A 21,434-nucleotide genomic window follows, 5' to 3' on the forward strand; every position below is an offset into this window, starting at 1 on the left:
AGCACATCCACACCCCGCTCCATATGAACGACTCCGCACCCCGCCCGTCGGCACACATTCCGCCACCGGCCCGCGTTCGCACGGGTCGGTGCACGATTTTTCTTGGATGGCTTAGCACCCAATGTCTTGGTTCGAATCACTCATCCTCGGACTCGTCCAGGGACTGACCGAGTTCCTGCCCATCTCCTCCAGCGCGCATCTGCGGCTGACCGCCGCCTTCGCGGGCTGGCACGATCCGGGCGCGGCGTTCACCGCGATCACCCAGATCGGTACGGAGGCCGCGGTTCTCATCTACTTCCGCAAGGACATCGCCCGCATCGTCTCGGCGTGGTTCCGCTCGCTGACGGACAAGGCGATGCGCTCCGACCACGACGCCAAGATGGGCTGGCTGGTGATCGTCGGCTCGATCCCCATCGGTGTGCTCGGGCTCGCGTTCAAGGACCACATCGAGGGGCCGTTCCGTGATCTGCGGCTGATCGCGACGACGCTGATCGCGATGGGCATCATCCTCGGCATCGCGGACCGGCTGGCCGCGCGCGACGAGGCCGGCGGCAAGCACCGCGCCGTCAGGGAGCGCAAGTCGCTTCAGGAACTGGGCGTCAGGGACGGTCTGGTCTTCGGCTTCTGCCAGGCCCTGGCGCTGATCCCGGGTGTCTCGCGCTCGGGTGCCACGATCAGCGGCGGCCTGCTGATGGGCTACACCCGTGAGGCGGCGGCGCGTTACTCGTTCCTGCTGGCCGTTCCCGCCGTACTGGCCTCGGGGGCCTTCGAGTTGAGGAACGCGGGCGAGGGACATGTCTCGTGGGGCCCGACGATCTTCGCGACGATCATCGCCTTTGTCGTGGGATACGCCGTGATCGCATGGTTCATGAAGTTCATCTCGACCAAGAGCTTCATGCCGTTCGTCTGGTACCGCATCGCACTCGGCATCGTCATCATTGTGCTGGTCAGCGCGGGTGTGCTGAGTCCTCATGCGGCCGAATCCGGCGGCTGAACCAGGGCCGCACAGATAGCGCTATCTAGCATTTCCTAGCACCTGACTGCGCACCACGCCATGATCATCTCCCACTTGTCTCCCACCTGGGAGGCGGGACGCACTCCCTCTGAAGGGTGTTGCAATAGTCGGCAGGGGCGGCCGCACCGCGGCGCTGGTCGGCCGCCCCTCGTGCACTGCGCTCGGGTTCAGAAGCCGCGGGTGGTGAGCCACTCATCCAGCGCGACGGAAACGATGTCGCCGATGGGCAGGTGGTCGAGTTCATTGTCCAGGGCTAAGCGTTTGATCCGCTTCTTCAGCTTCAGCGCGGCGGGGACCGACGAGTCGAGACCCTCGCGCGGGATGATGCACTGGTTGAGGACGATGGCGGCCTCGGAGATGTTCTTGGGACGGCCGGGACCGTGGGCGTACGGCGTGCCCTCGCTGTGCCTCTCATGCGATTGCACGTCCTGTTCCTGGTGAGGTCTGGGTGCATCGGTCCTGACCGGAAACGCCGTACCGCCTGCCGCCGGAGCAACTGCCGGGCGTATGGCCACCTCGGCGGTCGGTGCCGTATTAGAAGCCGCTGACGTGATGTCGGCTGGGCTGTGCTGCGCAACGGGCTCGGCGGGCTGAGTGGGTTGGACCAAGGCCTCCAGGCTGGGAAGCGGAAACCACTGGCGGCAGCAGTCGCTCGTCCAGCTCGGCCATGGCTTCCGTCCCTGCCTCGGCGCCGAGGTTTTCGGCCGGGCCCTGCGCCGATGCCGCCAAGGGATGGTTCGGATTACCGCTGCTGCTTGGAGCGGGGGTCCTCGATCTCGTTGTGTGCCGCGACATGTCCATGCTGCTGATAGGGCATGTCGTCCGGGTGCCGTTCGAGCCGGATGCGCCGCCATGCTGCGTCGAAGGAGAGATTGCCCTGGCTGGCCCGTGCCAGCTGCCACGCCCGCCAGCTCGTCCAGGGCGAGAGCAGCCATCGCCACACTGACGTGCTCACCGGACCACCACCCCCAGGGGGACGAGACGGAATCCTGCCACTCGGCTCACGACTCGGCCCCTCGCTCCGCCGGGGCGTGCCCGTTGACCGGGGCTTGTGCCTTCGCGGCGTGGAGTGGCCGGTGGGCGCTGTCCATGCCGGCGGCAAGAAGCGTGTACAGCATGCGTTTTTGAGTGTGGTCAGGGAAGCCGGCGAGGAACTCGCGCAATAGTTCGACGGCCTCGTGCTCGACGCTCCGCTCGTCCTCGGGGCGATGCCGGGCGAAGGCCTCCGCGAGTGTGTTTGCCTCGTCCGCGAAGCGCGCGAGTTGGGACCAGTCGGCGTTGTCCCGCTCGAGCCATCGCACCAACAGCGCGGCAGGAGCGGCCAGTTCAGCGGCAAGTGCGTCGGTCTTCTGCTGCCGCAGGATGTCGGTCACGGCCTGCCGGCGCTGAGCGGCAAGCAGCGCGGCCACGGCGGCCCGGTCGTCCGGCAGTAGATCGAGTGTGAGCTCCGCCGTGAACTCGACAGGAGGGTCGGTGGGCAGCTGACGTACTCGGGCAAGGCGCTGGCCGCAGAGGTCCCGCGCCGAGGCGAGGTCGGCCGGGTCGCACGTCTTCGAAACCTTGCTCGCAGCGTCCCTGAGCGAGGTGCGCACGGCGCCTGCGATCTCCTCGACGGGGCTGGGGTAGGGAGGCTCGGTGAGCACGGTGGCCGTGATCCGGGCGGTGAAGCCGATCCCGGGACAGGCGCTACGTAGGCGGACCTCGAAGCGGGTCAGACCGCGCTGCACCGCTTTGCGCGCGCGGCGGCGCGACCAATGGGTGGAGGCCATCGGTCAGGACTCCGCAGAGGCGCGCTCGTGCGCGGTGATCAGGAAGGACAGCATCGGGGGCAGTCGGAGGTCCTTGCGCAGGTCGATGACCGCCTCGCCGTCGGCGACTCCGGGTTCGCCGAAGATGAGCGCCGCGACGGGGGAGGCGACCAGGTGGCCCAGCATGATCTGGTTGAGGAGGTCCGTCAGGAGCTCGGTCGGCATGTCCGCTGTCTTCCGCGCCTCGGCCCAGGCGGTCAGCAGTTGCCGGCATTCGGCTTCGACCCGGGTGTCGGCCAAGGCCGCGTTCCAACCGTCCAGGAGCGCTTCCTTGATGTCTTCCTTCTGTTCGGCCGCCGCCAGCATGACTTGCAGAACGTACGGGTCCACCCGCGGATCCAGCAGCGACAAGAAGGCCCGGTGTCCCGCCAGGTGCATATTCTCAGTGGCCCATTTGATGACGGTGCTCCACACCCGCGGCAGCTGGCCGTCGCGTGCGGCGATGTCCCGCAGCGACTCCTGCGCTGTCCGTACGGCCTCGTCCGTCTCAGGCCGGTCGAGGATGTGCCGCAGGCGCACGAGGGCCTGACGCGGGTAGTGCTCGGCGAACTCGCCCCGGCAGACCAGCGCGACGACTGTCGCAACGGCCTCCGATTCGTCCTGAGCCGAGTCCAGCAGCAGGGCACGCACCTGGACGCCCAGCGTGTCCGCCTCGGCGGCGACCGTCAGGACACGGGCGATCAACTCGCGGTGCTCAGCGCTGTAGACCGTACGTTCGTTGACCTCGGCGCCCATCTTCGTTAGCCGGGTGGTCAGATCGGGCCCGGTCAGGATGGTACGGACGTCCGTTTCCGGATCATCGCCCAGCAGCGCTCGGGCGCTGTTCTGGATGGTGAGCGCGTCCTTGCCGTTGAGGAACAGGGAAGAGATGAGCAGGGCGCGGTCCTCGGGCTTGTCCTCGGTCTCCGTGAAAACGTTCTGCACGGCCGTGCGCCACTCCCGGAAGGCGCTCAGGGCGTTTTTGAGGCCCTCCGTAGAGTCCTCCGCGGAGGCAAGCTGGGCGGCCAGACGGGCGGCGTCGTCGGGACGGCTGCTGTCGGTCAGCAGATGCCCGGCCTCACCGGCCGAGCCTTCTTCCGTCGGAGTGGTGAGCCAGCGGATCCTGTCCGGCACGTGGTGAACGTACTCCAGGTGAGACCTGGCCACGCGGTGCGGGGAAGGCCGGGCCGTGGCGCGGGCGACGACGCCGGCAACGGCTCCCGACACGCCCTCGGGCCACCCGTGTTCGTCGGCGATCACGACAAGGAAGGAGCCCGAGAACTTCAATTCCTCGGCGTGACTCACCAGTTGCTGGGCGACAAGACCGGGCTTGCGCCAGGAGCTGATCTCCGAGGCCACGTCCAGCAGATAGCACCGTCCCGGCTCATCGGGCAGCTCGCCGATGTCCGGTAGGCCGGGCTTTTCCCAGTCCGGCGCGATCGATTGGAGCTTCTGCGCCTTGCCCCTGGAGCGCTCCTCCGCCTGCGAGACCTCCCACAACGCCTTGATGCCGGCAGCGCGTTTGCCGTATCCGGGAGGGCCGGCGACGACGGCCAGCCGTGGCCCGCCCCCGGTAAGCCGCTCGATCGCGTCGATGCCGTCCGCACCCTTTCGTCGCGCACGCTCAGCTCCACCCACGCCCGGCGTACGGCGCGGAGTTCGCTCTGCGGGATGTCGGTGACCGGCAGCGGTGGTCTGCTCGTCATCGTGACGGAGCCCGCAGCCACGATGATCTTCGAGTTCTGGTTGCCGCGGATCTGCACCTGTTGGCCGGGCGTCGGCGGGACGGCGGGCGGAGGCGGTACGGCCCCAGGAGCGGTTTCCTCGCTCACAAGCTCTGCTCCGGAGCGCGGTAGTGGAAGCCACCCGAGGCGTTGATATCACCGCCGGAGACGACGACCATGCTTTCGGTGTTGTGGTGCACGCTCGTCCGTGCCCCGTCACCGTCGCTGGCTTCCTTGGCCTGGTCAGCCAGGGCTTGCAACTCCTGCGCCGCGTCCGGATGCTTCTGCAGGAACGCCGCCAGCTGGATCATCAGCTCGGTCCGCAGCCGGTCCTCCACCGACCCGCGTTCGCTCTCCGGGCTCTCGACAAGCCGCTGCCGCGCGACGTCAATCAGCTGCAGATCCTGCGCGGCGCTCTCCTCCCCGCCACGCCGGAAGAGACGGGCCACAGCGGCCCGCATGGAATCCCACGTGCTCTTGGCCATCTCGGTGACCAGAGCTCCGGCCCCCACGCCCGCGACCTGCATGATGTCCAACGCGTCCCCCTGGGTCGTATCCCCTGCTCGACGAGACGCGCAGGGGTCGGCGGCATATTCGACACATCAGAGTGGACGCCTGTGCAAGGGTCGGCAATCGAAAGCATTTGCCACATATCTGAACGCGTAATTCTCAACTGGTCGGAACCGGGCAGTCCTTGTGGGCGTGGTGAGGCGTGTGTGAGGCGAGGCGACGAAAACTCCGACAAAACGGTCTGCTGGCGGATAGTTCGCGAGACTATTTGGCCAATGGATTGCTTTAAGTAATTGTCCTGAAATGGGCGTAGTAGGCAGATGTGGGCCCCGAGTGTCGGTTAAGCGGGTGATGCATGAGCGGCGAGCGGGGGCGTGCGGGCCATGGGTTTCGTTGCTCGGGCCGGAGCGCGGTGATCGCGATCGACCTCGACGGGGTGCTGGTGATCGCACACTCGGACAAGGAGGACGCCGCACCGACGTGGAAGCGAACCCACGGCCACCACCCGCTGATGGGGTTCGTCGACCACGGACCGGGCGGCACGGGTGAACCGGTCGCGGCCCTGCTCAGGCCAGGCAACGCGGGAGCGAACACGGCCACCGACCACATCACCGCCGCTCAACTGGTTTTGGCCCAGCCACCGAAGAAGTACCGGCGCGGGCACCGGACCCTGATCCGCACCGACTGCGCGGGCGGCACCCACGACTTCGTCGCCTGGCTCGCTCAGCGGGGACGGTGGCTGTCCTACTCGGTCGGCATGGTGATCACCGAGGCGATCCACCAGCATGTGCTGAAGGTTCCGGCATCGGCATGGACGGCGGCCGTCGAAGCGGACGGCGAGATCCGCGACGGCGCCTGGGTCGCTGAACTCACCGGCGACGTTCTGGACGGCTGGCCCAAGGGCATACGGCTGATCGTCAGGAAGGAACGGCCGCACCCCGGGGCCCAGTTACGGCTCACGGATGCGGACGGCATGCGGCTGACCCGCTTCGCCACCAACACCTTGGGCCAGCCGATCGCCGAGCTCGAGCTCCGTCACCGGCTGCGGGCGAGGGCCGAGGACCGCATCCGCGCCGCCCGGGCCACCGGCCTGCGCAACCTGCCCCTGCACCGCACGGCCCAGAACCGCATCTGGCTGGAGATCGTGCAGATCGCCCTCGACCTGCTGGCCTGGATGCCGATGCTCGCCCTGACCGGTAAGGCCAGGCTCTGGGAGCCCCGCCGACTACGGCTCCGCCTGTTCACCGCGGCCCGACAGCTCGTCACCACCGGCCGCCGGCGAATCCTCCGCCTGGCCCGGCACTGGCCCTGGACCAGCCACATCACCGCAGCCCTCGAACGCCTCGCACTCCTGCCGAACCCCGGCTGACCAGCCCGCCCCCGTCCCTACGAGAGACCCCTCCGGCCGGAGCAGTGGAACCCGGCGTCCACCCGAGACGACACTCGGGCCCTCAACCTGCCCCACCTCGATCCACGGCACGAAGACGGGCCACCGACTCCGTCGGCGGCCCGTCACGCAAGATCGAGGCTAACGAGTGCTGCAGCTGAGGGTGGAGATGGGCTTCTGGCTCCTCGATGATGACCGTTGCGTGAAACGGGGCCGTGGAGAAGAAGGAGTCTGCCTCGGAAGCCGCCTCCGCTTGTGTTTGAGCCAGGTTCTCGAGCGCCTGCCATGCCTGCTCCTCCTCGGATGGCACTTCGCGCTCAAAGTCCCCGGTCGCGGCAGCCACACAGCGATCATCCCCATCGGATGCGCGCTCACCGACGATGTGCGACGCTGCGAAGCGCGCCTACTTCGTCTCGTTCGGGTGGCTCGTGTGCACCTGCTCCAGGAAGACCGTGCGCTCGTGGACGTAGAACCAGATGCGCGCGGTGCCCTTCGCAGTCGGTTTGTGCTGCCACCGCTCATGGGTCGCGCCGCCACGCTCGATGACGCCGAGCTCACCCTTGAGCCGATAGTTCGTCGGCGTCGTGGACAGTGGCGTCCGCGTGAGGAAGTCCCAGGTCTCCGTCATGGGGTTGCGGATCGTCGCAACGAGGTCGCGCCATCCCTTCTGCGCTTCGGCTGTGGCGAAACGGATCTCGTACTCGATCTTCTTCGGAGGGCGAGGAACCAGCTCGCCCTTCCTGGCGGCCGCCACGGCTACGGACGCTCCACGGTCTGATCGTCGTCGAACCACTCCAGACCGGCGCTGCCGCTGCTGAGCCCGGCCGCGACGGCCGTGGCCGTCTCCTTCCAGGAGGTCAGCTCTGCGATCGCGAGGTGCGGCTGGTCGGTGGCGAACGACGCGCGCGCCGCATCGACGAGGTCCTGCGCGCAGGACTCCCGGTCGGCCGGCGACAGCGCGAGCATCCAAGGGAAGGCCTTGGACATCCGCTCGGCGAGCGAGCCGCGGTCGTCGAGGGTGACGGTGATGAGCTGCGCGGCAAAGTTCAGCAAGCGGGCACGACCCTCGGCCTCGCGCTGCGACATCAGGACCAGAGCCTCGCCGTCGCGCCGGGTCACCGTCACGGGGTGGTCCTCGGCCTCGGCGAAGACCTCGGCGGAGTGCTTACTCAGGTCCGAGGAGCGCCGAGTCGCCACGGGGAGGTCTGCTGCTATGGTCATGGATCCATAGTATTCGGAACGTATTCGGAAGTCTAGGGGAGGCCGCAGAGTGCGTGCGCCAGACTCGACCTCCGGATGCGGTCCGATGCCAGATCTCAGCCTTCCTTGACGGCTGAGTCAGACCCGAACTCACAGCCGGTCGATCGTCGAGATGGGGCGCGCACTTACAGAGCTGCTTACCTTGCGCCTGCCGAAAAACTCATCCGTCCTGGTGGGGGCTGGTGTACGGGTGGTGTCGAGCGGGGGCGTCTGGGCGGGTGCTCTGGGCACCTGGTGGTCGCCCCGGCATGATGGCCGGTCGTGCTGCTGCGACTGGCCTATCTGGGTGTGACGAACGTGTTCGCCCTGCTGCGCCTTGCCGATGAGCGGCCATGGCAAGGACGCCGAGATCCGCGCTCTTCGCCATCAGATCGGGGTACTCCACCGCGAGACGTCGTCGAGCCCGCCGTGAACGCCGGCCTCACCTTGCCTACCACAACGGCCGCACCGAAGGCGTCAACACCCGCACCAAAAGGATCATGAGACCGCAGCCGCACAGCGCACGGATGCCGATGCCCTGGCCCGAGGGCGCTTGGGTCCCCGGGGGGACCGGACGACGGGCCGGCGCTGCCGGAGCCCACGGAGCTGCCTCACTCCCCTGCCGGCCGTCGGAATGCATGCCGCGAATTGCCCCGCCCAGCGACGCCGCGATCCAGCATCACGGCCGTCGCCGTCGGGGATGTACACCTTGGCAAGGAGATCACTGACAGTGAGGATGTGACGTGGTGACGCTGCTGGTGGGTCTGACCCCTCGGCTGACAGTGAAGCCATCGCGCAACTGGCGCAGCACACTGCGCAGGCTCTTCCCCCGCAGCGCGTCGATCTCGTCGAAGAACAGCACCAGCGGACGCGGACAGCTCCGCACCCACTCAGCCAGCCCCCGCGTGAGCCGGGACCCGGGCACCGCGTCGGGCCGGGAGGCGCAGGGCGCGAGCCCATCAGGAAGCCCAGCGGACTCCGCGGACCGCCGAATCGCCTCCAGCACCAGCAGCTCGGCCTGGCCGTAGTCCTCCCCGGCCACCTCCCCGCTCTCGCACGAGAAGTGCAGCGCCGCGTACACGCGAGTGGAGGCCATGCTGCCGGGCCAGGCCAGGACCGAAGCCGAAGCATGGATCAGCCGGACGTCAGCCACCGTGGAGCACCTCGACCCCCTGAGCACGCCGCCCCGGCTGCCGACATCCCCGAACCACGAGCCGACGGCCTGAAGCCATTCCTCGGGCACTGGAGCCCCTACAGCCCACGACACGCCGCCCGACTGAGGCTCCACCCAGCGTCACGGAACGTCAGCATCGAAGGTTCCGGCCTCGGCCTGGACGCCGGCCGTCGAGGCGGACGGCGAGGTCCGGGACGAGGCCCGGGTCGCCGAGCTCACCGGCGACGTCCTGGACGGCTGGCCCAAGGGCATGCGGCTGATCGTCCGCAAGGAAAGACCTCATCCCGGGGCCCAGTTGAGGCTCACGGACGCGGACGGCATGCGGCTGACCTGTTTCGCGATCAACACCGTCGGCCGGCCGATTGCCGCTCGAACGACTCGCACTCCTGCCGAACCCCGGCTGACCAGCGGATCCACCCGTCCCTACAACAGCCCTTCCCCACCCGGAGCAGTGGAACCCGGCGCCACCCCGAGACGACACTCGGGCCCTCGCCCTGCCCGACCTCAGCCCAGAACACGAAAACGGTCCACCGACTCCGTCGGCGGACCGTCACGCAAGATCGAGGCTAACGAGCTCGTGCATGGTTGGCGGTGAGACGCCGAGTCCTTGATCGTTGATCATGGTTGCGTGGTGGGGAACTCGGCTCGTGCACTGGTCATCAGCAACCGGCGGATCACGGGCCTGACGGCCGATGTGATCGCTGAACTCGTCGCCGAAGTGGGTCCGTTGTGGCACGAGCGCCACCAGGCCAGGCTTGCCTCCCGGCCGCGCAAGCGGGCCATGGGCGCCGGCGCGAAGCACCGGCTGGTGTTTGTCGACCGGCTGCTGGCCACTCTCGTCCATCTCCGTCACGGGACTACCCACGACGTGCTGGCCTGCTGGTTTGGCGTGGACCGCTCCACCATCACCCGGGCCATCAACGAGGTGCGGCCCCTGCTCGCCGAGCGAGGGTGCACCATCAGCCCCGACGTACGGCTGCGGACTCTGGCCGAAGTCGTCGACCATCTCGGCGCGACAGGGAAGACCGGCATCATCGACGGCACCGAGATCCGGGTCCGGCGGCCGGCCCAAGGACGCAAGGACCGGGACAAGTTCATCTCCGGCAAGAACAAGCAGAACGCCGTCAAATCCATGGTGGTCACGGACGGCGAAGGACGCATGCTGTGGTGCAGCCCGACCAAGCCCGGGAGTTGCGCGGACATCACCCACGCACGCCAGTTGGGGCTGGTGGAGCTCCTGGCCGGTGGGCCTGCGGTCGAGATCCTCGCCGATGCCGGCTACCAGGGGCTCGGCGCACAGACCGGCGGACGCGTGGTGACGCCACCGCACCGCAAGTTCAAGAAGAACGCCCCGGACTGGTACGAGGATATGTACGAGCGCCAGCGCAAGGCGCACTCCTCACGCCGTATCCGGGTCGAGCACGGCATCGCACATCTCAAGAACTGGCGGGCACTCGCACGCCACCTCGGCCGCCGCGAGCACATGAGCGACACGGTCCAGGCCATCGCCGGCCTGCTGTCTCATCAGCAGGGCGCAGACCTGACATCGGCACGGCAGATGTGACCCCCGGGCCCCACCGAAGTCCTCGACGTCTCACCGCCAACCATGCACGAGCTCGTAAGCGTTGTCCCGTAAATGATCTACGACGTGTTTGTTGACCTGCCTGCTTCTTCGTCAGCCGGCGAGGGTGAGGTTGTGCAGGCGGGCGATGCCGAGCATGGCGTGGTGGACGCCGTCGCCTTTGAGTCGGCAGTCGCGAAGGATCTTCCAGGTCTTCATCCGGGCGAAGGTGTGTTCGACGCGGGCACGGACCTTGCGGTGGGAGGTGTTGTGTTCCTCTTTCCAGGCGGGGAGTTCGGTCTGGCCGGGTTCGCGGCGGTGCGGGATTATCAGGCCGGTGCCCCTGTAGCCGCCGTCCGCGATCACCGTGGCGCGGCCGACGGCGTCCTTCGCGCCGGACAACTCCCATGCCTTGCAGTCGTTGCGGTTGCCCGGCAACGGCCGTCCAACCGCTACGACCAGCCGGGTATCGGCGTCGATGACGACCTGGTGGTTGGTCGAGTACCGATAGTTCTTCGACTGCTCTGCGACCGTGTGGTCGCGGGTGGGGACGAGGGTGCCGTCAACGATCAGCACGGCGTCACGGCGGAACCGTTTACGTGGCTGCAGTGTCAGTGCCGGGCCGAGGTGATTGACGATCCGGTCGGCCGCGGACTTGGACACCCCGAACAACGGCGCCAGTTGGCGCAGGGTCAGGTTGGTCCGCCAGTACGCGGCGACCAGCAGGACTCGGTCCTCCAGAGGCAGGCTCCACGGCCGGCCCTTGCGGACCGGATCGGTGCCTTCGCGCCGCAACGCTGTGATCATCTTGCCGAACCGACGCGGGCTCAGCCCAGTGAACGGGGCTATCCAGGACGGCTCCGACGCCGTGATCACACCAGACACGGCAAGATCATCTCACTCGTGACCGGCAGTTACGGGACAGCCCTTACGAGCTCGTGCATGGTTGGCGGTGAGACGTCGAGGACTTCGGTGGGGCCCGGGGGTCACATCTGCCGTGCCGATGTCAGGTCTGCGCCCTGCTGATGAGACAGCAGGCCGGCGATGGCCTGGACCGTGTCGCTCATGTGCTCGCGGCGGCCGAGGTGGCGTGCGAGTGCCCGCCAGTTCTTGAGATGTGCGATGCCGTGCTCGACCCGGATACGGCGTGAGGAGTGCGCCTTGCGCTGGCGCTCGTACATATCCTCGTACCAGTCCGGGGCGTTCTTCTTGAACTTGCGGTGCGGTGGCGTCACCACGCGTCCGCCGGTCTGTGCGCCGAGCCCCTGGTAGCCGGCATCGGCGAGGATCTCGACCGCAGGCCCACCGGCCAGGAGCTCCACCAGCCCCAACTGGCGTGCGTGGGTGATGTCCGCGCAACTCCCGGGCTTGGTCGGGCTGCACCACAGCATGCGTCCTTCGCCGTCCGTGACCACCATGGATTTGACGGCGTTCTGCTTGTTCTTGCCGGAGATGAACTTGTCCCGGTCCTTGCGTCCTTGGGCCGGCCGCCGGACCCGGATCTCGGTGCCGTCGATGATGCCGGTCTTCCCTGTCGCGCCGAGATGGTCGACGACTTCGGCCAGAGTCCGCAGCCGTACGTCGGGGCTGATGGTGCACCCTCGCTCGGCGAGCAGGGGCCGCACCTCGTTGATGGCCCGGGTGATGGTGGAGCGGTCCACGCCAAACCAGCAGGCCAGCACGTCGTGGGTAGTCCCGTGACGGAGATGGACGAGAGTGGCCAGCAGCCGGTCGACAAACACCAGCCGGTGCTTCGCGCCGGCGCCCATGGCCCGCTTGCGCGGCCGGGAGGCAAGCCTGGCCTGGTGGCGCTCGTGCCACAACGGACCCACTTCGGCGACGAGTTCAGCGATCACATCGGCCGTCAGGCCCGTGATCCGCCGGTTGCTGATGACCAGTGCACGAGCCGAGTTCCCCACCACGCAACCATGATCAACGATCAAGGACTCGGCGTCTCACCGCCAACCATGCACGAGCTCGTTAGCGCTCTCTCACTGGACTTGAAATCTTCCGTTCCGTGAGGTGCTGACCTACACGGCCTGATACGTCCTGACCCAGCGGTAGTAGATGTTGTTGATGCTGGGGTCTGCGAGTTCCGCGTCCGTGGGTTCGATACCTCGGTCGACGCGCCACTGATGACTCTCGGTGTTGAGGATCAGATGCATTGGCTGGTCGAAGAACCGGCTCCGGGGGTCCCTGAGGTCGTTCGACCGGTTCAGCCGGCGCACCAACCTGCCGTTGAAGTAGAAATCGAATTCGGTGGCGCTTATCCAGTGCACGCCGTAGCGGTGGAATCCATTCCGAAGAAGAGGTTGCCCGGCGCCGTCCCCAAACACCTGCCCAGTCTCACCATTGTACCCGTAGCTCCCATCTGCGAAATACCCCTTCTGGCTTCTCGCCAGTTCAGTGAAGGGGTTCCGCTGGAATATGTGGTAGGCGGTGTTCATGTGCTTTCCGTGCAATGACTCGTTGCCGTAGCATTCGATCACGTCAATCTCGTTGACGTCGTCTCTGCTCAGGAGCCAGAAATTCGATGAGAGCTTCAGCCCGCTCACACGCATGAGTACTTCGGTGTAGAGAGGGTACTCGACTGGGGTGCGGGAGGTCACGTAGCCGCAGTAGACCCTCCCGTCCGGCGCCCTGCGGCCCTCGACGATGAGATTTCCGTCAGCCACCCAGGAATGGCGCGCACTGTAGAGGCTGTTGGCCGGGCCCGACCAGTCATCCTTGTGCTGGTCCAGCCATCTGCCCCTGAAGGTTTGAGGCTTGCCGGTGTAGTTGAAGTCGTCCGAATGGCTGGGGAGAAGCTGCCAGGACCTGTTTCCGCCAGGGGCGGCCGGCACGGGGTACTGTTCCCATTCGAGGTCTGCGGCATGAGCGGCGGGTGCGGGACCCGCGAGCCCCGCACCCGCTCCGAGTGCGACGGCACTCCACTTGATGAGATCACGTCGGTTGACCACGATCGTTCTCCTTCTTCGATTCCCGCCTGGCTGAAGAATCTTATATTTGGCGATGACTTCCGCAGCCCCTGGGCGCCAAAATTCGAGAGCTCGCGTGCGTGCAAAAAGTTCCGGAACGCCCACGTGGCACGATCATTCCACGGCGCAGGAGGAGCTAGGCTCCAGGAGGTAAGTTTCTGGGCTTTCGCTCGCTTGATCATTCAATGAGGTGAACCGGTTTCCCGAATGCTACAGCGGAGTGTCGCAGGGTGACAATCGGTACGGCTGCAGTAGTTCCCAGGATTTCGTGCCGTGCCCGACTGTGATCCAGCGGCGACCTCGGTCACTCGCCCCGTCGCGCCGGTCACGATTCATCAAGCCGGCCTTCCTGTGCATGGCATCCCCAGGGCCCGCCGTGGCAGGTGAGGATGCCCCGCCGAAGCCCCGACGCATCGTCCCCTCGTCTCTGGAGTCCGACTGAAGTCTCTACCGAACCCGTACCGAACCTGGAACGGTTCACTCCGGCTGATCCCGAGCTCCCGGGCGGCCTCGGTCACCGTCCGGCCCGACGACCGCACGAGCTCGATTGCGTCCCGCTTGTACTCCTCCAAGTACCGCTTCGTGTACTTGCTTCCCACCTGGCACTGCTTCCTCTGGGCTCTCACATCTCAGTCTCCAGGTGTCCACGATCACGGGAAGGCTTCACACGACCACCTCTCCCCCAGCGCCGACACCCACCACGACGACTGCCCGGCCAGAGCGTGTCGTGGCCTCCTGCGGACGTGGACAGACGAGTCGGAATGCCGGCAGACAGGAGCCTTCGACCGGATCCACCGGGTCCGGAGAGGCGGAGCTGCCTGCCGCCGGCGAACTCGCCTGGTCGCTCGGCATCGGGGGAGGTGACGACGAGTACGCCTGGCGGTTGCTGATCCCCGCCGGCACCAGTGCCGTCAGAGGGCAAGGTTGGGCCGCCGTCGGGATTCCATGGTCACGACTGGCCCGCGAGCGGTTCACATGCTCTGTCACGTCGTCGCCCGCCGGGGACCGCTGAACATGCGGCACGGCCACGCCTCCAGAGCAGGCAGGGAGCCAAGGGGCACAGGCAACTCCTGTTGCGGCGCCCATCCGAGGTCGCGCGTTGCGTTTTCGACGTCCCAGGCCCGTGCACCGTGGATCGAGACTCCGTGGTAGACACCCGACCCGGAGGCGGACAGGGCTTGTCGCACCAACGCGGCCGCATCCGCGTCACCCAGCCAGCCGTCTGCCAGTTCGCGATGTGTCAGGGGCCAGCCGGTGAGCCCTAGCCGCAGGCAAGAAGCCCCAGCGCCCGTAGCATCGTGATAGAGTGCGGCAGCCACCTCCATCGCCGCCTTGCCGGTGCCGTAGTGGCAGCACGGGCGCGCAGGCCGATCGGTTGCAACGGGAACGTGCCCTTCTCGGTAGGCTCCGCCGGCGGCGTGCACCGAGCTGGCCAGCACCACGGTGGGCACACTCTCCTCAGCGGCGGCGTCGAGCGTGTTCTGTGCCAGTGTCAGGTTGTCGATCGCGACGGGCCACGGCGACCACGGACTGGCGTTTGCGGCGAGATGGAGCACCGCGTCGGCGCCCCGCATCGCCCGTCGCAGAGGTCCCGGGTCGCGCATGTCGCTGATCGTGATTCGCTCAGGTGAGAATGAAGGGTCTCCCGCAGACCTGTCAATGACATGAATACGCCAGTTCTTGGCCAGCGGAGGTACAACTACTCTCGCGACCCGGCCGGAGCCCCCTGTTACCACCAGCCGCCGGGACTCAGTACGTCGCATCGAATGCTCCTCATTGCATCAGCAAGCGTCGACGGAGACCCGAAGTCTCCAGGCTCTCCCGGGACCGAGGCTCAGGCAGAAAGACGAAAGGTTCCAGTCGGACACACAGACCGTCTTCTCCTCTCTTCTCGATCGCCCTCACGGCTCGCCCGGCGCGTTGGCTGCTGCTCGGCCCAGCCGCAACCGTCATCCAGCCGAAGGCACAACCACCAGCGCGCGCCCACGCCACGCCGCGCCGCGTGGAAGTGCCTTCCGCCCTGTCAGACAGGGTGGTCATGCTCTCGCCGTGCGCTCGGCCTTCTCTCGGGCCACCGCAGTGCGCAACTGCCGCACCCTGCCCTCGATCGAGCGAGGGTCTCCTGAAGTCAGTTCGCTGCCGATTCCCACAGCCACCGCACCGGCGCGGATGTAGTCGGGCGCCAGCTCGAGGGGCACACCACCGGTGGGAACCAGAGCGAGCTGTGGGAAGGGAGCAAGCAGATGCCTCACGACGTCCGCACCGTAGACGCTCGCGGGGAACAACTTGACGAAGTCGGCGCCTTCCTCAATCGCCGTGACGGCCTCGGTGGGGCTCAGTGCGCCCGCCAGGGTCGCCATGCCGTAGCGATGTGCGGCTCGGAGGACGGTGCGGTTCACCGTGGGAGATACGACGAATCGTGCGCCGGCGAGCTCGCTCATGCGCACGGTGGCTTCGTCCAGGACGGTTCCGACACCGATCAGAGCTTCGTGCGCCGGCCAGCCGTGGCTCAGGTCCGCGACGACATCAAGGGCCCCGGGAGTGGTCATCGACACCTCCACGACGCGCTGACCGGCTTTCAACAGGGCCAATGCCTGCTCACGGGCGAGATCAGGGCTCTGTGAGCGGACCACAGCGACGACCCCATCTCGGGCGATGCGGCTGGCAGTCTCGTAACGCGGCATGACTCCTCCGACGACGGTGTCCGTGGGGTGCTTGGTATTCAGGGGTGTGGGCTCGCCTCGGCAGGGGAAGCGTGTCCGGGCCATTCGTTGCCGTGCTTCGCCCGTGCTACCAGCGCTGCCGGGGCGGTAGGCAGGTCGGCGACGTCCGAGAGCGATGTCATCGCGGCACCGGCCAGCAGGTGCCCGAGTCGCAGGCAACCGGCATCGTCAAGACCCACGAGGGCTCCGTGAATCCATCCTGCGGCGAACGCGTCGCCTGCACCGACGGGTTCGACCACGTCGACCGGCAGCGCGGGCACCGCGGTCCGACGGCCTCCGCGGAAGGCGACGGCCTCACTGCCACCGTCCTTCACCACGACGACGTCCGGACTCGGGAGGTGGTCCCGAACCGCTCCCGCGGTGCGAGAAGCCCACAGGGTCTGCGCCTCGTCGAGGCCGACGAAAACCACATCGCAACGATCGGCGATGGCCATGAGCGGCTGTGCCGCAGCGTCGCGGGCGGGCCAGAGGGACGGGCGGTAGTTGACGTCGAAACTGACACTCGCTCCCGTGTCACCCGCGAGCTCAATCAGCGAGATGACCGCTTCACGACAGTTCTCCGACAAGGCCGGCGTCACACCGGTCAGGTGGATCCAGCGCGGACGCACCGCAGCGATCCGTTCCGCGTAGTCTCCGTCCATGAGCGTGGCGGCCGAGCCGGACCGGTAATAGTAGATGTCGGACCCTTCGGGCGCGGGGTCCTTGAAGTAGACACCCGTTCTGCGTCCCGGCATCGTACGCGCGAGCTTCGTCACCACGCCGTGCCGACGGAGTTCGCCAAGGACACGGAGACCCATCGGATCGTCTCCGACGAATCCGGCCCAGAACGCCGCTGTGCCCAGCCTCGAGAGGGAGACCGCGACGTTCGACTCCGCGCCCGCCACCCCGAAGGCACAGGCGGACGCCTCGTATAGACGAAGGCCGTCGATCGGCACGATCTGCGCCATCGTCTCGCCCAGACAGACGACGGCAGGCCCTCCTTCCACGACAGGCCGGGTCATCGGACTTCCGCCTCGTGCATGGTCACGGACGTTCCGACGGCTCCCTCGTCCGGCCGGTGCCCGGATTTCCTGGTCCCCATTCTGTCCCGCCTCTTCGAGGTGTCGAGTGCTTCGCTGTCGGCCCGCGTCACCAGTCACCGTGCGATCCGTCCTGGTGGGTGAAGCGGGGTGTGGTCCAGTCGCCGGCGTAGACACGGTCCATGAGCTGTGCTTCGTCGACTTCGATGCCCAGGCCCGGCCCGGTGGGTACGGCTATGTGTCCGTTCTCGACCGAGAACGGCACCGCCAGGATCCCGGCGCCGAGATCGGCCCCGTCGTCCAGTGCCAGATACTCCTGGATCAGGAAATTGGGTGTGCTGGCAGCCACTTGAAGGCAGGCGGCCAGCGAGACGGGCCCCAGGGGGTTGTGCGGGGCGAGCGCGACGTAGTGGGCCTCGGCCATGGCGGCGATCCGACGGACTTCGCTGATCCCGCCGGCATGGCAGAGGTCGGGCTGGACGACGGACACGGCCCGGCGTTCGAGGAGTTCCCGGAAGCCCCACTTGGTGAAGATCCGTTCGCCGGCCGCGATCGGCACGTTCGTCGCCCTGGCGATCTCCGCCAGGGCGTCGACGTTCTCCGGGAGACACGGTTCCTCGATGAAAAGGGGGCCCAGCGGACTCAGGCGTTCTGCCAGGCGTCGGGCCATGGCAGGTGACGTGCGGCCGTGGAAGTCGAGCGCGATGTCGAAGGCGGGACCCACAGCCTCGCGAACCGCAGCGACCCGGGCAACCTGGCGGTCGACGTACGCCACCGAGTCGAGCGCCCTTACCGGTCCGTCCAACCCGAACTTGATCGCCGTCATTCCCGCGGACCGTGAGCGCCGCGCGACGTGGGCGAACTCCTCGTCCGTGACACCCCGCGCGTGCCCGTACATGCGCACCGAATCACGGACAGCGCCGCCCAGCAATGCGTGGACGGGGACTCCCAGGTCCCTGGCGGTGATGTCCCACAGCGCCTGGTCGATTCCACTGATCGCACTGCACAGGACGGCTCCGCCGCGGTAGAAGGCCCCACGGTACATTCCCTGCCAGTGGTGTTCGATCCGTCTGGGGTCACGCCCTGCGAGGTATTCCGCGAGGTCGCCGATCATGCGCTCGACGACCCTCGCCTGCCCTTCCACAACGGCCTCACCCCATCCGATGACACCCTTGTCGGTCTCCACCGCCACGAACAACCATCTGGGGCGAACGTGGAAGGTGCGGACCTTCACTATTCTCACCGCGAATCTCCTCTTGGGGCGATATTCCTCGCCCTTTGACGACAAGCTGTAGATTCCTGAGCGGTGCGCCCGGCGGGTAGCCCGCGTACCTGCATCTGCCGCTCGGTGTCCCCGTCCCACGCGACCTTCCGGACGTGGCGGTGGTGCCGCGCTCCCCGGCCCGCGTGGACGGCGCCTCGACTCACGTCACCGAACTCCGGCGCCCAGCGCCTACCGGGCAAGCCAACCCCCGTCGACAGCGAGGACCTGGCCATGGACGTATGCCGCCGCGCGGGAAGCCAGGAAGACCGCCACGTCGCCCACATCGTCCGGGCCTCCCCATCGGCCGGCCGGGATGCGGACCGAGAGCTGCTCCAGCCGGACGGGGTCCGCAAGCAGTGCCGTGTTCATCTCTGTGGCCATGTATCCGGGCGCTATCGCGTTGACGTTGACTCCCCGGCCCGCCCATTCATTGCACAGAGCCTTGGTGAGCTGCGCGACGGCACCCTTGCTCGCCGCGTACGCGGCCACGGTGAATCCGCCCTGAAAGCTGAGCAGTGATGCGAGGTTGATGATCTTACCCTCACCGCGCTGGATCATGGGCCGCCCGAAGATCTGGCACAGCTGGACCACCGAGCGCAGGTTGACGTCGATCACCGCGTCCCAGGCATCGAGCGGGAAGTCCTCGGCAGGATGCCGGACCTGCGCTCCGGCGTTGTTGACCAGGATGTCGACCTGGTGACCGGCGAGCACTTCGGCCCCCGCGGCCGCGACGCCTTCGCGGTCCCTGAGATCGACGCCGACGTGACTCACCGAGCGTCCGAGATCTGCGGCTGTCCGCCTCAGCCGGTCGTCCAGGGCGCTCCGGCTGAGCACGACCACATCGGCGCCCGCGGTCAACAACGCGCGGCTGATACCCAGTCCGAGGCCGCGTCCTCCGCCCGTGACGACGGCGGTACGGCCCGTGAGGTCGAATGGGGAGATCATGAGACTGCCTCCCTGTGTGTGCTGAGGAGAACTTTCAGTCCGTCCGAGCCTGTGGCCGCTGCGTCGAAGGCGTCGGAAATCCGGTCGAACCCGTAGACGGACACTGGAATCCTGTCCAGCCCCAGCGCGTTGTGCGCTATCAGGTCGATCGCGGTGCGGACGTCTTCGCGCGTGTAGACCCGCACGCCGACCACGGACTGCTCTTTGAAGCACACGGCCTGAAGGTCGACCGCGGCTGGTTCCTTGTACACACCGACGATGACTACGCGGCCGAGGACACGGGTGACATCGGCGAGTTCGGCGGCCACAGCGGGGTGAGCCGCGCTGTCGAACGTCGTGTCGGCTCCGTCGCCCTGCGAGAGCTCCGCGACCGTATCCCGCAGCTGTGCACCGTCAGGGACCGCGATCAGCCCCATGTCGCTCACCACCGCACGACGGCGGGCATTCGGCTCGGCGACCACTACGTGCGATGCCCCCTCGTGCCGGGCCACCAGTGCGGTAAGTATGCCCATCGGTCCCGCGCCGAAGACAGCCACCACATCCCCGGCTTCCATCCCCGAGCGGCGGACCGCGTGCACGGCGACCGCCAACGGCTCGGTCAACGCCGCCTGCGTGGGTTCGACGCCCGCCGGAACCTGATGCAGCACCGACGGCGGCAGCGCCACGAACTGCGCGGCGCCTCCTGGCGCGTCGATACCGAACAGACCCAGCCGGGCGCACACATGGCTGTGGCCTTCCCGGCACGCACGGCATTCTCCGCAGGAGATCAGCGGTTCGGCGACCACCAGCGTCCCTTCCGGAGGCCCGCCCGGCGCCGTGACCTCGACCCAGCCCGAGATCTCGTGACCGAGGATCAGCCCCCGTCGTGCCCGCGGGTGCTTGCCGCGCACGATCCCCAGGTCCGTGCCACATATCCCGGTGCAGGCGACCCGGACCAGCGCCCATCCCGGCGGCACCTCGGGCAGCGACACCTCCTCCACGCGGACATCGTTGACGCCGGCCCACACCACGGCGCTCATGCCGCCGCCCGTCATCGCCGGGCCTCCGACCGCTGCGCAGCCGCCGGCAGTGCCTCGGGATTCACCACGCCCCGGGGCATGCGCCCAGCGCAGGCGTCGACGACATTCTCCACGGTGCGCCTCTTGAGCTCGGCGTAGGACTCCTCGCTGTACCAGGCGAGATGCGGCGTGAGTACGACGTTGTCGAACGACGTCAGCGGGTGATCCCGCGGGACCGGCTCGATCTCGTGGACGTCGATGCCCGCTCCTGCGACGGCGCCGCGCTCGAGGGCGTCGACGAGAGCACCCGTATCGATCACCCCGCCTCGGCTCGTGTTGACAACGATCGCGTCGGAACGCATCCGCGCGAACGCGTCGGCGCCCAGCAGACCGCGCGTCTGCTCCGTGAGGGGCGTATGCACGGAGACGACCTGTGCCCGCTCGAGCAGCTCGTCGAGGCCGACGGAGCGAAAACCGCGGAACGTCTGCGAGTCCGGGTCTGCGGCACTGTCATAAACGATGACTTCATAGCCGAGGCCTGCCGCCTTGCGTGCGGTGGCCGCGCCGATAAGGCCCATCCCGACGACTCCGAAGACTCGTTGGCCCACTTGGTACAGGGGACGCACCGCAGGGAGGTCGAACGAGCCGGCGCGCACGCCCCGGTCGAGCCGGGGGATGCCCCGCGCGACGGACAGGGCAAGCCCTATCGCGTGGTCCGATACCGCCTCCGTGCCGTAGTCGGGCACGTTGCACACGAGAATGCCACGCCGCGTCGCCGCCTCCACGTCCACCGAGTCGACACCGACGCCGTAGCGCCCGATCACCTTGAGGCGTGGGAGACGGTCCATCACCTGCGCCGTGATCGCCGCGTACTGCACCACGATCGCGTCGGCGCCGGCACAATTGACCACCAGAGCGTCGGCGTCCCGGGACTGGGTGACGAGGAGTTGCCCCCCTGCGGAGGCGACTACGTCTCGTTCTATGTCGAAGGAATCATGGTCGCACTCCGTGATGGCCACCAGCGGGCCACCGCCTGTCGTTCTCATAGCCGTCATCAGGCGGATCACTCTCCAGGCTCTGTGTGATGTGTGATGGTGCTCGACGGAACAC

At 67.5% G+C, this 21,434-nt stretch carries 20 protein-coding genes and 2 pseudogenes; 4 read left to right on the forward strand and 18 right to left on the reverse strand.

Annotated features, from left to right (window positions below):
* Nucleotides 1-121 precede the first annotated feature (121 nt).
* Nucleotides 122-994, forward strand: a complete 873-nt coding sequence (locus SSPS47_RS03395; RefSeq protein ID WP_164248626.1) for an undecaprenyl-diphosphate phosphatase — start codon at nt 122-124, stop codon at nt 992-994.
* A gap of 188 nt (nt 995-1,182) precedes the next feature.
* Here the strand turns inward: SSPS47_RS03395 and SSPS47_RS03400 are convergent, their stop codons facing one another.
* From SSPS47_RS03400 to SSPS47_RS03420, 5 genes are all read right to left on the reverse strand, one after another.
* On the reverse strand, nt 1,183-1,440 hold the full coding sequence (locus SSPS47_RS03400) for a hypothetical protein (RefSeq protein ID WP_164248628.1): 258 nt from the start codon (nt 1,438-1,440) through the stop codon (nt 1,183-1,185).
* Between the two features lie 317 nt (nt 1,441-1,757).
* Nucleotides 1,758-1,970: a hypothetical protein gene (locus SSPS47_RS03405; RefSeq protein ID WP_164248630.1), complete on the reverse strand. Its 213-nt coding sequence runs from the start codon at nt 1,968-1,970 to the stop codon at nt 1,758-1,760.
* A 46-nt stretch (nt 1,971-2,016) separates the two neighbouring features.
* On the reverse strand, nt 2,017-2,784 hold the full coding sequence (locus tag SSPS47_RS03410) for a hypothetical protein (RefSeq protein WP_164248632.1): 768 nt from the start codon (nt 2,782-2,784) through the stop codon (nt 2,017-2,019).
* Nucleotides 2,785-2,787: 3 nt separating this feature from the next.
* Nucleotides 2,788-4,440 carry a hypothetical protein gene (locus tag SSPS47_RS03415; protein WP_164248634.1) on the reverse strand — a complete coding sequence of 551 codons (1,653 nt, stop codon included), beginning with the start codon at nt 4,438-4,440 and terminating at the stop codon, nt 2,788-2,790.
* A 190-nt stretch (nt 4,441-4,630) separates the two neighbouring features.
* Complete coding sequence (locus SSPS47_RS03420; protein WP_164248636.1) at nt 4,631-5,062, reverse strand: hypothetical protein; 432 nt, start codon at nt 5,060-5,062, stop codon at nt 4,631-4,633.
* A gap of 389 nt (nt 5,063-5,451) precedes the next feature.
* Between SSPS47_RS03420 and SSPS47_RS03425 the strand changes: the two are divergent.
* Nucleotides 5,452-6,405 (forward strand): annotated as a pseudogene (locus tag SSPS47_RS03425) (IS1380 family transposase); the annotation flags it as partial.
* A gap of 421 nt (nt 6,406-6,826) precedes the next feature.
* Here SSPS47_RS03425 and SSPS47_RS03430 read toward each other — a convergent pair.
* The 3 genes from SSPS47_RS03430 to SSPS47_RS03440 form a co-directional block, all read right to left on the reverse strand.
* Complete coding sequence (locus SSPS47_RS03430) at nt 6,827-7,177, reverse strand: hypothetical protein (RefSeq protein WP_164248638.1); 351 nt, start codon at nt 7,175-7,177, stop codon at nt 6,827-6,829.
* A gap of 2 nt (nt 7,178-7,179) precedes the next feature.
* On the reverse strand, nt 7,180-7,644 hold the full coding sequence (locus tag SSPS47_RS03435; protein WP_164248640.1) for a prevent-host-death protein: 465 nt from the start codon (nt 7,642-7,644) through the stop codon (nt 7,180-7,182).
* Nucleotides 7,645-8,383: 739 nt separating this feature from the next.
* A complete protein-coding gene (locus tag SSPS47_RS03440) occupies nt 8,384-8,815 on the reverse strand; it encodes a hypothetical protein (RefSeq protein WP_239064756.1) in 432 nt (143 codons plus the stop codon).
* 163 nt (nt 8,816-8,978) lie between these two features.
* Here SSPS47_RS03440 and SSPS47_RS03445 point away from each other — a divergent pair.
* Both SSPS47_RS03445 and SSPS47_RS03450 read left to right on the forward strand, forming a co-directional pair.
* Nucleotides 8,979-9,203, forward strand: a pseudogene (locus SSPS47_RS03445) (IS1380 family transposase); the annotation flags it as partial.
* 261 nt (nt 9,204-9,464) lie between these two features.
* Nucleotides 9,465-10,400, forward strand: a complete 936-nt coding sequence (locus SSPS47_RS03450) for a transposase family protein (protein ID WP_203557751.1) — start codon at nt 9,465-9,467, stop codon at nt 10,398-10,400.
* Nucleotides 10,401-10,511: 111 nt separating this feature from the next.
* Here the strand turns inward: SSPS47_RS03450 and SSPS47_RS03455 are convergent, their stop codons facing one another.
* The 10 genes from SSPS47_RS03455 to SSPS47_RS03500 all read right to left on the reverse strand — a co-directional run bounded on the left by SSPS47_RS03455 (nt 10,512) and on the right by SSPS47_RS03500 (nt 21,343).
* A complete protein-coding gene (locus SSPS47_RS03455; RefSeq protein WP_164248642.1) occupies nt 10,512-11,282 on the reverse strand; it encodes a transposase in 771 nt (256 codons plus the stop codon).
* Between the two features lie 101 nt (nt 11,283-11,383).
* Nucleotides 11,384-12,319, reverse strand: coding sequence for a transposase family protein (locus SSPS47_RS03460; RefSeq protein ID WP_203557751.1), 936 nt, complete (start codon nt 12,317-12,319; stop codon nt 11,384-11,386).
* Nucleotides 12,320-12,427: 108 nt separating this feature from the next.
* Nucleotides 12,428-13,357, reverse strand: coding sequence for a family 16 glycosylhydrolase (locus SSPS47_RS03465; protein ID WP_164248644.1), 930 nt, complete (start codon nt 13,355-13,357; stop codon nt 12,428-12,430).
* Between the two features lie 1,001 nt (nt 13,358-14,358).
* A complete protein-coding gene (locus SSPS47_RS03470; RefSeq protein WP_103546187.1) occupies nt 14,359-15,138 on the reverse strand; it encodes an NAD(P)-dependent oxidoreductase in 780 nt (259 codons plus the stop codon).
* Between the two features lie 273 nt (nt 15,139-15,411).
* A complete protein-coding gene (locus SSPS47_RS03475) occupies nt 15,412-16,059 on the reverse strand; it encodes a bifunctional 4-hydroxy-2-oxoglutarate aldolase/2-dehydro-3-deoxy-phosphogluconate aldolase (RefSeq protein WP_103546188.1) in 648 nt (215 codons plus the stop codon).
* A 38-nt stretch (nt 16,060-16,097) separates the two neighbouring features.
* Nucleotides 16,098-17,099, reverse strand: coding sequence for a sugar kinase (locus SSPS47_RS03480; RefSeq protein WP_275405135.1), 1,002 nt, complete (start codon nt 17,097-17,099; stop codon nt 16,098-16,100).
* 127 nt (nt 17,100-17,226) lie between these two features.
* Complete coding sequence (dgoD, locus tag SSPS47_RS03485; RefSeq protein ID WP_164248649.1) at nt 17,227-18,360, reverse strand: galactonate dehydratase; 1,134 nt, start codon at nt 18,358-18,360, stop codon at nt 17,227-17,229.
* 210 nt (nt 18,361-18,570) lie between these two features.
* On the reverse strand, nt 18,571-19,323 hold the full coding sequence (locus SSPS47_RS03490; RefSeq protein ID WP_275405188.1) for an SDR family oxidoreductase: 753 nt from the start codon (nt 19,321-19,323) through the stop codon (nt 18,571-18,573).
* The gene (locus SSPS47_RS03495) at nt 19,323-20,345 is read right to left on the reverse strand and encodes an alcohol dehydrogenase catalytic domain-containing protein (RefSeq protein ID WP_164248652.1); all 1,023 of its coding nucleotides are present in this window, start codon (nt 20,343-20,345) and stop codon (nt 19,323-19,325) included. Before SSPS47_RS03495 ends, SSPS47_RS03490 begins: the two co-directional genes overlap by 1 nt.
* Before the next feature lie 11 nt (nt 20,346-20,356).
* Complete coding sequence (locus tag SSPS47_RS03500; RefSeq protein WP_239064757.1) at nt 20,357-21,343, reverse strand: C-terminal binding protein; 987 nt, start codon at nt 21,341-21,343, stop codon at nt 20,357-20,359.
* Nucleotides 21,344-21,434: the final 91 nt, after the last annotated feature.

The organism is Streptomyces sp. S4.7 (genome assembly GCF_010384365.1).
Lineage (GTDB): Bacteria > Actinomycetota > Actinomycetes > Streptomycetales > Streptomycetaceae > Streptomyces.

Coding starts and splice junctions, on each gene's coding strand:
- SSPS47_RS03480 (WP_275405135.1), bottom strand. CDS start 17,099: ATGACCCGGCCTGTCGTGGAAGGAGGGCCTGCCGTCGTCTGTCTGGGC.
- SSPS47_RS03470 (WP_103546187.1), bottom strand. CDS start 15,138: ATGCGACGTACTGAGTCCCGGCGGCTGGTGGTAACAGGGGGCTCCGGC.
- SSPS47_RS03395 (WP_164248626.1), top strand. CDS start 122: ATGTCTTGGTTCGAATCACTCATCCTCGGACTCGTCCAGGGACTGACC.
- SSPS47_RS03410 (WP_164248632.1), bottom strand. CDS start 2,784: ATGGCCTCCACCCATTGGTCGCGCCGCCGCGCGCGCAAAGCGGTGCAG.
- SSPS47_RS03435 (WP_164248640.1), bottom strand. CDS start 7,644: ATGACCATAGCAGCAGACCTCCCCGTGGCGACTCGGCGCTCCTCGGAC.
- SSPS47_RS03475 (WP_103546188.1), bottom strand. CDS start 16,059: ATGCCGCGTTACGAGACTGCCAGCCGCATCGCCCGAGATGGGGTCGTC.
- SSPS47_RS03495 (WP_164248652.1), bottom strand. CDS start 20,345: ATGAGCGCCGTGGTGTGGGCCGGCGTCAACGATGTCCGCGTGGAGGAG.